Origin of the sequence: Leisingera sp. SS27 (assembly GCF_028368855.1) — a bacterium.
In the GTDB taxonomy this organism is placed as follows: Bacteria; Pseudomonadota; Alphaproteobacteria; order Rhodobacterales; family Rhodobacteraceae; genus Leisingera.
The window spans coordinates 340,728-351,984 of sequence record NZ_JAQNCY010000005.1; the positions used below are offsets into that span (position 1 = coordinate 340,728).

The 11,257-nt window shown below is 60.6% G+C and carries 8 protein-coding genes and 1 pseudogene; all 9 read left to right on the forward strand.

Annotation, left to right across the window (positions count from 1 at the left end):
* The first annotated feature begins 148 nt into the window (after positions 1-148).
* A complete protein-coding gene (locus tag N6L27_RS13580; protein ID WP_271907808.1) occupies positions 149-2,611 on the forward strand; it encodes an FAD-dependent oxidoreductase in 2,463 nt (820 codons plus the stop codon).
* Between the two features lie 25 nt (positions 2,612-2,636).
* Complete coding sequence (locus N6L27_RS13585; RefSeq protein ID WP_271907809.1) at positions 2,637-3,878, forward strand: Tm-1-like ATP-binding domain-containing protein; 1,242 nt, start codon at positions 2,637-2,639, stop codon at positions 3,876-3,878.
* 32 nt (positions 3,879-3,910) lie between these two features.
* Complete coding sequence (locus N6L27_RS13590) at positions 3,911-4,840, forward strand: tripartite tricarboxylate transporter substrate binding protein (protein WP_271907810.1); 930 nt, start codon at positions 3,911-3,913, stop codon at positions 4,838-4,840.
* Positions 4,841-4,900: 60 nt separating this feature from the next.
* The gene (locus N6L27_RS13595) at positions 4,901-5,440 is read left to right on the forward strand and encodes a tripartite tricarboxylate transporter TctB family protein (protein WP_271907811.1); all 540 of its coding nucleotides are present in this window, start codon (positions 4,901-4,903) and stop codon (positions 5,438-5,440) included.
* 7 nt (positions 5,441-5,447) lie between these two features.
* The gene (locus tag N6L27_RS13600) at positions 5,448-6,974 is read left to right on the forward strand and encodes a tripartite tricarboxylate transporter permease (RefSeq protein WP_271907812.1); all 1,527 of its coding nucleotides are present in this window, start codon (positions 5,448-5,450) and stop codon (positions 6,972-6,974) included.
* A 4-nt stretch (positions 6,975-6,978) separates the two neighbouring features.
* Complete coding sequence (locus N6L27_RS13605) at positions 6,979-8,466, forward strand: aldehyde dehydrogenase (RefSeq protein WP_271907813.1); 1,488 nt, start codon at positions 6,979-6,981, stop codon at positions 8,464-8,466.
* A 15-nt stretch (positions 8,467-8,481) separates the two neighbouring features.
* Positions 8,482-9,777 (forward strand): aspartate aminotransferase family protein, encoded by a 1,296-nt coding sequence (locus N6L27_RS13610; protein WP_442915776.1) that lies wholly within the window; start codon positions 8,482-8,484, stop codon positions 9,775-9,777.
* Positions 9,774-10,724 carry a phosphotransferase enzyme family protein gene (locus N6L27_RS13615; protein WP_271907814.1) on the forward strand — a complete coding sequence of 317 codons (951 nt, stop codon included), beginning with the start codon at positions 9,774-9,776 and terminating at the stop codon, positions 10,722-10,724. Before N6L27_RS13610 ends, N6L27_RS13615 begins: the two co-directional genes overlap by 4 nt.
* A 293-nt stretch (positions 10,725-11,017) precedes the next feature.
* Positions 11,018-11,257, forward strand: a pseudogene (locus N6L27_RS13620) (recombinase family protein); the annotation flags it as partial.

Genomic DNA, 11,257 nt, shown 5'->3' on the forward strand with positions numbered 1-11,257 from the left:
ACCTTTGGTGCGAAATATTTCTGTGAATCGAATCTTTCTGCCACAAGATCTGCATCTGAGCGGCTGAAACCTGCGCTCCCCGGCGCCTCACCGCTCGCGGTCTGAAACCTGCAGATCGCCTGCTTTAGCGGGCTGAAGGAATGATTTAATGGCTCGAGATCTCCCGGAGAACGCCCCTGTGGTGATCATCGGCGGCGGTATCATCGGTGTCTCGGCACTGTATCACCTGGCGAAACGCGGCGTGCCTGCTGTCCTGATCGAACGGCGCAGAGCCGCGAGTGGCACCACCTGGCATGCTGCCGGGATCGTTGGCCAGCTGCGCGACAGTACCGCCCAAACAGAGCTAGGCAAATACACTGCCCGTTTGTTCCGCGAACTGGAGGAAGAGACCGGCCAGGCCACCGGCTACAAGCCCAATGGCACCATCAACCTGGCGGTTGGCGATGTGCGGCACGAGCAGTTGCTCCGCAGCCATGACCATGCTGCCCGCATGGGGATCGAGAGTTTTCTGCTGTCCCGCGAGGAATTGCAGGAGAAGTGGCCCTGGATCGAAACCGCGGATGTGAAGTCCGCTTTCTTTGTGCCCTCCAACGGCCAAGTGAACCCGCTGGATGTGACTGTTGCCCTGATCAAGGGCGCAAAGGCTCTAGGGGCACAGCTGTTCGAAAACACCAAAGTAACGCAGTTAATCATCCGCGGTGGCAAAATAGCCGGAGTGGAAACTGACAAAGGTGTAATTGCAACTGAAAAGGTGCTGCTGGCGGGTGGCATGTGGAGCCATCTGTTTGCAAAGGCGCATGGTGTCACCGTTCCTCTGCACGCGACCGAGCATTTCTATATCGTGACGGAACCGTTGGAAGGGCTGCCGAAGGATCAGCCAATCCTGAACATCGCCGAAGAACGCACCTACTGGAAAGAAGACACCGGCAAGCTATTGATCGGCGCCTTCGAAAATCTTGGTAAGCCTTATGGCGCTGAGGGCATCCCCGAAGATTTCGAATTCGACGAACTGCCCTTTGACATGATGCATGTGGAGCCCAACCTTGAGAAGATGTTCGAAAGAATGCCTGCCTTGGGCGGCATGGGTATTCAGACCTTCTTCAACGGCCCCGAAAGCTTCACGCCTGACGGCCGCCCCTACCTGGGCCCAACCAGCGAGATCAAGGGCCTGTTTGTCGCTGCCGGCATGAATTCCAACGGCATTCTGAACTCCGGCGGAGTCGGGTTGACGATGGCGGAATGGATGTCCGACGGCGAGCCGTCGCGCGGGATGGGACCGATGCTGGCACGCCGGGCGCATCCATTCCAGCGCAACACCAGGTACAACCGTGACCGCAGCGCGGAATCAGTGGGTTTTCACTACGGCGTCTCCTGGGCAGGCCGCCAGATCCGCAGCGCCCGCGGAGTGCGGCGGGTGCCATTGCATGACCGCCTGAGGGCCGCTGGTGCGACCTTTGCTGAACGGATCGGCTGGGAAGTGCCGATGTATTACGACCCGGACCAACGGGGCTGGAACGAAGAGCCGAACCTGCGGTGGAAGGACTGGTCGCCTTATGTCCAATCGGAATGCCTGGCAGCACGGGACGCGGCAGTTCTGATCGACCAGTCGATGTATGCCAAGATCCAGGTTCAAGGACCGGATGCAGTGCGCGCCCTGAACCGCATCTGCGGCGCAGAGATAGACGTGGCAACCGGCACCTCAATCTACACCCAGTTCCTGAATTCCCGCGGAGGGATCGAGGCAGATGTCACCATCACCCGCACGGCTCCGGAGTGTTTCATGGTGATCTCCGGCCACCCCAGCCAGATCCGGGATCAGGCCTGGATCCGCGACCACGCCGATCCGGAATGGCGGTTCGAGATCTTCGACGCCACCTCCGCCTATGGCCTGATCTCCATCCACGGACCGAAGTCGCGCGAGATCCTATCTGCAATCTCGGGTGATGACCTATCGAACGAAGCCTTCCCCTTTGGTGCGGCTCAGGAGATCGACATGGGCTATGCCCGCGGCTGGGCCATCCGGCGCTCGTTCCTGGGCGAGCTGGGCTATGAACTGATGATGCCAACCGAATTCACCATCGGCGTCTACGAGGCGCTGATGGACGCCGGGGACCCCCTGGGCCTGCGCCACATGGGCATGTTTGCGATGAATGCCTGCCGCCTGGAGAAAGGCTTCCGCCATTTCGGCCACGACATCGGTGAGGATGACACGCCCTTTGAAACCGGTCTCGGTTTCGCAGTGGCGCTTGACAAGGAGGACAGCTTCCTCGGCAAGGCCAGGCTGGCCGCACAGAAAAATGACGGCCCGTCGACGCAAAACAGGACCGTCTCCTGCATTGCCGAAAGTGTCGGCGCCAAGGACGGGCCCTATCTCATCCACAACGAGCCTGTGTGGAAGGATGGCGGGATAGTGGGGCATGTGACTTCTGGCGATTGGGGTTTCCGGCTGCAGGCTATGGTCGGTCTGGCCAGCCTGAACCGAGACGGCGGGGTCAGCAAAACCTGGATCGATGAAGGTGGATTTAAGGTGCAGATTGCAGGCAAAATGTACCCCCTCAAAGTACAGTTGACGCCATACTACGATCCTAAAGGCGAAATCATGCGGGGCTGAAACCATCAGCAGGAGGGAGGACACCATGGCTGACAAGGTCATACTGGTCATTGGCACCTACGACACCAAGAACGCCGAGCTGGAATTTCTGGCGCAAAAAATCCGAGCCTTGGGCGGTGGTGCTCTGACACTGGATGTAAGCGTGCTGGGCGACCCTGATAAGCCCACGGATTTCTCCAAGCATGACGTGGCTAAGGCCGGCGGCAGTTCGATCCAGGCCGCGATTGAAAGCGGCAGCGAGCATGTGGCGATGAACATCATGTCGGCTGGCGCATGTGAGCTGGCGCTGGCGCTGCACCGCGACGGCGGCATCGACGGGGTTATCATTCTGGGCGGCACCATGGGCACCGATCTGGCCCTGGACGTCTGCCAGGCGCTGCCGGTCGGTTTGCCGAAATATGTTGTCTCCACTGTTTCCTTCTCGGCATTGATCCCGGCGGAACGTCTGTCGCCGGATATCCAGATGATACTTTGGGCCGGTGGCCTGTACGGGCTGAACAGCATTTGCCGATCTTCTCTTGCCCAGGCGGCGGGCGCGGTGCTGGGCGCAGCACGGGCAGCTGAACCTGCGGTCAGCGGCAGGCCGGTGATCGGCGTCACTTCCCTTGGCACCTCCTGCCTCAAATACATCAAGACCCTAAAACCGGAGCTGGAGCAGCGCGGCTACGAGGTGGCAGTGTTCCATGCGATGGGCATGGGCGGCATGGCCTTTGAGCAGATAGCAGCGCAGAACGGCTTTGTCTGCGTGATGGACTTCGCTGGCTGCGAGCTGGGCAACCTGATGGCCGGTTCGGTGGTCAACGCTGGCCGCGACCGCCATCTGTCGGCAGGCCGTGCAGGCATCCCGCAGATCGTTGCGCCTGGCTGTATGGACCTGATCGACTTTGCCGGCTGGCAGGAGATCCCGGCGCAGTTCCAGGGACGACCGATTCACACCCACAACAAACTGGTCAAAAACACCTTCTACAACGCCGAGGAACGCCGCGGCATCGCCCGTGAGCTGAACCGGCGGATTGGCGAGAGCAAGGCTCCCACGCATCTGATCATTCCAAAGGGCGGGATTGAGGAGTGGGACCGCCCCGGCGGCGATTGCCACGATCCGGAGGGACTGGAGGCTTTCACCACTGAACTGAGCGCAACCGTTTCCCCCTCTGTCCAAGCGACGGAGCTGGAGGCGCATATCAACGACCCTGACTTCACCCGAACGGCACTGGAAATCCTGGACCGCTGGGTAGCGGAAGGAATTGTCACGCCGGGCAAGGCGTGACCAACAGAAAAGTATTTAAAAGGGAGGAAACTATGAAACTCAAACTTGCAGCTGCTGCTGCCGTGCTCAGCGCCACGGCCGCCATGGCGGAATATCCGGAAAAGCCGGTCTCTTTCGTGGTGCCCTGGCCGCCGGGTGACCTGGAAGATGTGCTGACCCGGATGATCGCCGACAAGTTCCAGGAGATGTACGGGGTTCCTGCAGCGGTGGTGAACAAGCCGGGCGGCGGCGGCGGACCGTTCCCCGGTGCCGTTGAAGTGGCAAACGCACCGGCAGATGGCTACACCGTTGGGTCTTTCGTGATCGGGGTGCCGGTGGTTGGGCCCGAAATCGGCATCCCGGAACTGGCCCCCAACCCGTTCGATCCGGTCGGCATTTTCCTGACCTATCCGTTTGTGGTCGCAACCTTGGCGGACAAACCTTATGACACCTGGGAGGAGCTGTCGGCCTATGGCGCGGAAAATGACGTCTCTCTGGGCCACTATGGCTCTTTCCTGGCGCCGACCAAGGTGACTTTCGCCGCCGCTATCAAATCCGGCTTCGATTTCACCAGTGAAGCCGCCTACGACCTGCTTGACTGCAACGTTCTGGCCTCGGGCGACGTCGACGTTGTGAATGGCACATTGCAGACCCTGCTGCCCTGCATGGACAGCATCAAGATCCTGGCCAGCATCGGCTCCGAGCGCACCGCGCTCACCCCGGATGTGCCGACCATGGCCGAAGTTGTTCCGGGCCTGGAGCTGTCGCTGTGGAACGGACTGTTTGTGCACAAGGACACACCGGCAGATGCGCGCGAGAAGATCGCAGCCGCTGCCAAGGCCACGCTGGAAACCGAAGCGGCGAATAACCTGATGAAGGAAACCGGCGTGCTGCTCTATTGGAAGGATGCAGAGAGTTCTTCACAGCAGATCGAGAAAGACATCACCGATCTAGCCGAGATCAACGCGCTGGTCGGCGAATAAGACAGCTTGGGGCGCATCATTGCGCCCCGGCATCCGCCGCGGCAGGAGGAGGACGCTGCGATGACACGTATCAAGTATTTTCAGGAACTGTTTCAGCGCTACCGGCGGCCCGGCGATCTGGTTTTTGCCATTATTTTCCTGCTATTCGCGCTCTTTCTGCTGAGTCAGCTGGGCGAGCAGACCAAATGGGTGAAACGCACCAAATGGTTCGGCCAGCCGTCGCTATGGCCCAGTATTGCGGTCTGGGGAATGGTGATCTTCGGGGCCTTTCACCTTCTGGGCTCAATGGTGTCACCGCGCATTTACGGCCGGCTGAAGGAAGTCTTGTTCTGGCTCCGATCGCTTGAATACGTCCTCTACTTCCTGGCTTATGTCGCCATTGTCCCCCTCGCCGGTTACTTGCCGTCAACCATACTCTTTGCCGTTTTCATAATCTTGCGCGCAGGCTTCCGCCGCCCGCAACAACTTGCGCTTGCCGCACTGTTTGCCACCTGCATAGCGCTGATCTTTCGGGGCTTTCTACAGGTCAAAATTCCCGCAGGCGAAATCTACCAGCATCTGCCCGATGCGCTGCGCGCTTTTGCGCTGACTTACCTTTGAGGACGCTATGGACACTCTTCTCTCCGGATTCCAAATCCTCGCTCAGTGGGACGTCTTTGCCGCACTGGTCATCGGCTCCATCGGCGGCGTCATCATCGGAGCCTTGCCAGGTGTCGGGCCTGCGGTTGCCATTGCCATCCTGCTGCCCGCTACCTTTGCCTTCGAGCCCATCGTCGGACTGACCCTGCTTTTGGGGATCTACGGCAGCTCGATGTACGGCGGCGCGATCCCAGCCATCCTAATCAATACCCCGGGAACGCCGGTCAATGCGCTGACCACCTACGACGGCTATCCAATGACCAAGCGTAAAGAGGGCCACCGGGCGCTCTCTCTGGCGTACACAGCGTCTTTCTTCGGCGGCATCTTCTCAGTCATCTGCTTGATCTTACTGGCACCGCTGCTGGCGCTGATCGCCCCGCATTTCGGCAGCCGCGAGATCTTTCTGGCTGCCTTCATGGGCATTCTGCTGGTGGTGGTGGCGCACCGCGGCCAGACATTTGCTGCTGGCATGCTGGCCTGTTTCGGCATCTTCCTGAACACCGTCGGGCTGGAGCCGGTGAAGTATACCAAGCGCTTCACCTTCGACCAGTCCTGGCTGTCCTCCGGGTTCGATCTCATTGTTGTGGTGCTGGGGCTATTTGCCCTCAGCCAGGCCTTCCTGCTGCTGATCGAAAAGGACCACGCCCCTCGCGAAACCCATGTTCAGGGCAGCATGCTGTCGGGCGTAAAAGAGCTGCTGGGGATCAAGCGCATTGCCACCGTCTCCTCCTCCCTCGGTGTGCTGATGGGCATGATCCCCGGCGTTGGCGAATTCACCGCCCAGTTCCTGTCCTATACCTATGCACAGAAGACCTCGAAGACCCCGGGCACCTTCGGCAAAGGCTCTCCTGAAGGCCTTGTCGCATCTGAGGCCGCAAACAACGCTGTCCCGGGTGCGGCTATGATCCCTCTCCTGGCACTTGGCATCCCCGGCGAAGCCCTGACCGCGATGATGCTGTCGGTGTTCTATGTGCACAACGTAATTCCGGGACCACAGCTGTTCGAAACCCAGCTTGACTTCGTCATGGCACTGTATCTGGCATTGATCCTGCTCAACGTGATCGTGCTCGTTTTCCTGCTGTTCTCCACCAATCTGCTGCTGAAGATCATTCAGATCCCGACCCGTTTTCTGGGTATGATGATCCTGACCCTATCCTTCATCGGCGTCTATTCGCTGCGCAATTCGATCACCGATTGCGCCATCGCCGCCGGTTTCGGGGTCTTTGGGCTGATCCTGAAACGGCTGAACCTTCCGATTGTGCCGATCATCCTGGGCATGGTCCTGGGCGGCATCATGGAGGTCAAGCTCCGGGCCGCGATGGCAGCTGTGAAAACCCCGATCGACTTCATCAGCCGCCCCATCGCCGCAATCATCTTTGTGATGATCATCGGAATCGTGGTGCTTCACATCCGCACCTTGATCCTTGAGCAGAAGGCCAAGCAAAAACCGGAGCCGCTCGGGCCGGACTACGAGCATTCCAGCCAGCAGGGGTAACAGCATGCTGAACCAGAACGATATCAACGCCCTCCGCCAGCTGGAGGTGCCGGTCCAGGGCCATTTCATCGATGGCGAGCAACAGCCCTCCTTGACCGGCGGCACTCTGGAGGTGATTTCCCCGATCGACGGCAAGCCATTTGGCCGCTTGGCAGAAGGAACGCCCGCCGACATGGAGCGTGCCATCGCCTCTGCAAGGTCCTCTTTTGAGGCCGGACACTGGTCCCGCATGGCCCCCGCCGCCCGCAAGAAAGTGCTGATGAAGCTGGGTGATCTGATCGAGGATCGGGCTCTGGAACTGGCGGTTCTTGGGGTGCGCGACAATGGCACCGAAATCACCATGGCGATCAAGGCCGAGGCGCTCTCTGCCGCCGCCACATTCCGCTACTACGGCGAGGCGATCGACAAGGTCTATGGACAAATCGCACCCACGGCGGAGAGTGTGCTGGCCTTGGTGCATCACGCGCCGGTCGGTGTGGTCGGTGCCATCGTGCCCTGGAACTTCCCTCTGATGATCGGCTCCTGGAAAATCGCCCCGGCGCTGGCGGCAGGCAATTCAATTGTCCTGAAACCTGCCGAAAGCGCCTCGCTCAGCTTGCTGAAGGTCGCCGAACTTGCGGTTGAAGCCGGTTTGCCGCCCGGCGTCTTCAACGTGGTCACCGGCAAGGGAAGCGTGGTGGGTGAGACCCTGGCGCTCAGCATGGATGTGGACATCATGGTTTTCACCGGCTCCGGCGCCACCGGGCGGCGGCTGCTGGAATATTCGGCCCGCTCCAACCTCAAGCGCTGCTATCTGGAGCTGGGCGGCAAATCCCCCAATATCATCTTTAATGATGCACCCGACCTAGCCGAGACGGCCAAGATTTCCGCCGCGGGCATCTTCCGCAATTCAGGCCAGGTGTGCGTGGCCGGCTCACGGCTTCTGGTGCAGGAGGACATCGCCGAAGAGTTCGTCGCCGAAATGGCCCGCCATGCTGAGGCCTTCCGGGTCGGCGATCCGCTGGATCTGTCCAGCCAGATTGGTGCGGTGCATTCGCTGGCTGAGCTGGAGGCCAACCTGGAGTTCGCCGCCCGCGCCGAGACCGAGGGCGCCGAACTGCGCAGCGGCGGCAAGCGGATCCTGCAGGAAACCGGTGGTTTCTACATGCAGCCGACCATCATGGCGGGCGTAAAACCGCAGGACAATCTGTTCCAGAATGAGGTGTTCGGTCCTGTGCTGGCCGTCACCACCTTCAAGAATGAAAAAGAAGCCATCCGCCTGGCCAATGCCACCACCTACGGCCTCTCTGCCGGGGTCTGGACCGCAAACCTCAGCCGGGCGCACAGGATGGTAGCAGGTATCCGTGCAGGCATCGTGCATGTGAACACTTACGGCGGTTCCGACCTGACCGTGCCCCTCGGCGGCGTCAAGCAGTCCGGCAACGGCCATGACAAGTCCCTGCACGCCCTGGAGAAATACTCCGACCTGAAATCTGCATGGATTCAGCTGTAAACCCGAGGAAACGCCATGACTCTGTCTGCCGAATCTCAGGATCTCATCAAACGGCGCGCCCGGCTTTTGGGGCCGAATGTCTCGACCTTCTATGACGAACCGCTGCATATCGTGAAGGGCCAAGGCGTCTGGCTGTGGGACGCCGACGGACGCAAGTATCTGGACTGCTACAACAACGTGCCGCATGTGGGCCATTGCAACCCGCGAGTGGTGGAGGCGATCTGCCGTCAGGCGGCGACCCTCAACACCCACACGCGCTATTTGCACGACGGCATTCTGGATTATGCGGAGAAGCTGACTGCGACCATGGATGCCTCGCTCGACACGGCCATTCTGACCTGCACCGGTTCAGAGGCCAACGACATTGCCCTGCGCATGGCAGAAGCAATAACCGGCAAGCGTGGCATCGTGGCCACCGACGCGACCTATCACGGCAACACCGCGCTGGTCAGCCAGCTCAGCTGCTCCAACCCTCCAACCGTCGGCTTCGGGCTGGAACAGTATTTCCGCTTTGCCGAAGCCCCTGACAGCTACCGCAATCCAGACCCGGACGGCACCAGATTCGCCGCTGCCGTAGCGGAGCAGATCGCCGCGCATGAAGAGGCCGGCACCGGCTTTGCCGCGCTGGTGATCTGCCCCTTCTTCCTGAATGAGGGCTTCCCGAACCACCCCGAAGGCTGGCTGAAGCCCACGGCGGAGGTGGTGCGCCGGGCCGGCGGTCTCTTGATCTGCGACGAGGTACAGTCCGGCTTCGGCCGCACCGGCACCCATATGTGGGCGCATCAGAAGATGGGCGTGGTGCCGGATGTATTGACATTGGGCAAGCCGATGGCCAATGGCCACCCGGTCGGTGGCGTCGTCACCCGCAGAGAAATCCTCAAGACCTTCCGCTCCGGCTACCGCTATTTCAACACCTTCGGCGGCAACCCGGTGTCCTGTGCTGCGGCAATGGCAGTGCTGGAAGAGATCGAAGACCAGAAGCTGCTGGCCCATGCCGAGGCCGTCGGCGTCCATGCCCGGGCACGGCTGAATGCGCTGCAGGAGAAGTATGACTTCATTGGTGATGTGCGCGGCTCCGGCATGGTGTTTGGCGCCGAGATGGTCCTGGACCGCGCCTCCAAGGAACCGGCGATTGCCTACACCGACCGGGTGATCAACGCCATGCGCCACCGCGGCATCATCCATTCCAAGCTGGGCCGCCACAAGAACACTCTGAAAATCCGTCCGCCGATGCCGTTTTCCAGAGAAAATGCTGACCTGCTGTTCGACACTTTGGACGAGGTTTTGGCCGAAACGCCGGTGCAGCCATGAACGCCGCGGTGGAAAAATCCCTCTCGCTCTGGGCGATGCAGGGCGCGGAAACCCGCCTGATCGCCACCCGCGAAAACCGGGTCTACCGTGTCGATCACGCCGGGCACGCCTTTGCGCTGCGCCTGCACCGTCCCGGCTACCGCACCGATGCCGAGCTGTGGTCGGAGTTGCAGTGGATGAAAGCCGCGGCAGAGGGAGGCCTGTATGTGCCGGCCCCAATCGCCTCGGCCTCCGGCGAGTTCCTGCATGTAGCGGACGGAATCCAGGTCGATTTGCTGACTTGGCTTTCCGGCGCACCGGTCGGCGAGACAGGGGAATATCTCGACGCTGACGGCCGCAAAGCGCTGTTTTATGGTATTGGCCGTGAAATGGCCCGGTTGCACGCGGTGTCCGACCTTTGGACCCCGCCTGAAGGCTTCAACCGCTGGTCCTGGGATCGCGAGGGCCTGCTGGGTGAGACGCCGGTTTGGGGCCGGTTTTGGGACAACCCTTCACTGTCAGAGGAGGACCGCGAATTGTTCGTTGCCGTCCGCCAGGAGGCAGGCAAAATGCTGCAGCAGATCGAGGCAGACCTGGACTACGGTCTTATCCATGCCGATCTGGTGCGGGAAAACGTCTTGGCAGACGGCGGCAAGCTTCAACTCATTGACTTCGACGACAGCGGCTTTGGCTTCCGGCTGTTCGATTTAGCCACCACTCTGCTCAAGAACATGCGTGGCTCCGATTACCCAGCGCTGCGCGACGCACTGATTGCCGGTTACCTTTCGGTGCGAACGATTGATCTCACGGCGCTGGATTTGTTCGTCCTGCTCCGGTCGGCAACTTATGCCGGCTGGGTCATCGCCCGCATGGATGAACCGGGATCCAAAGCCCGCAACCAGCGCTTTATCGAAACCACCCGTGTTCTGGCCCGGAATTTTCTGGCGGAAAAAGGGAAGAATCCGTAACGCGTTTATAAGGCAGGACCGGGATCATCAAAGGGGCCGGAACCGGCACCGCCCGGACTTCGGCTGAGAACTTCAATGTTATCCTGACCGGCAGGCGCCTGGAACCGGCCGGAAGGCTGGTCTTGACCCGTGGATCTGGTCCGAAGTGTGTGCGAAATTTTGGTAACATTTCCTGCAAGATAAGGAGTGTACCGGTGCCAAAGAAACAACCTAGCTATGACAGATTGCCGTTGCGATGTGGCAGGCGGGAGCCGGTGTGGCGGCTGATCCGGACCCTTGGCTCCGCCGGTGGCATGGAAGACGCCAAGGAGGCGCTGCGCGCATTGGTTGAGCGGATCGTGCTGACGCCTGCGGCGGAGGGCCCTGGCCTGGATCTGACGCTGGAGGGGGATCTGGCCGGGCTGTTGCACCTTGCGGCCGGAGCGGAGGGTCCGAACACGTCGAAGGCCCCGGACAGTCCATCCGAAGCCTTTGATATTTCTGAGGAAATTGTGTTGGTTGCGGGAGCAGGATTTGAACCTGCGACCTTCAGG

Coding starts and splice junctions, on each gene's coding strand:
- N6L27_RS13600 (WP_271907812.1), top strand. CDS start 5,448: ATGGACACTCTTCTCTCCGGATTCCAAATCCTCGCTCAGTGGGACGTC.
- N6L27_RS13605 (WP_271907813.1), top strand. CDS start 6,979: ATGCTGAACCAGAACGATATCAACGCCCTCCGCCAGCTGGAGGTGCCG.
- N6L27_RS13585 (WP_271907809.1), top strand. CDS start 2,637: ATGGCTGACAAGGTCATACTGGTCATTGGCACCTACGACACCAAGAAC.
- N6L27_RS13610 (WP_442915776.1), top strand. CDS start 8,482: ATGACTCTGTCTGCCGAATCTCAGGATCTCATCAAACGGCGCGCCCGG.
- N6L27_RS13595 (WP_271907811.1), top strand. CDS start 4,901: ATGACACGTATCAAGTATTTTCAGGAACTGTTTCAGCGCTACCGGCGG.
- N6L27_RS13615 (WP_271907814.1), top strand. CDS start 9,774: ATGAACGCCGCGGTGGAAAAATCCCTCTCGCTCTGGGCGATGCAGGGC.
- N6L27_RS13580 (WP_271907808.1), top strand. CDS start 149: ATGGCTCGAGATCTCCCGGAGAACGCCCCTGTGGTGATCATCGGCGGC.
- N6L27_RS13590 (WP_271907810.1), top strand. CDS start 3,911: ATGAAACTCAAACTTGCAGCTGCTGCTGCCGTGCTCAGCGCCACGGCC.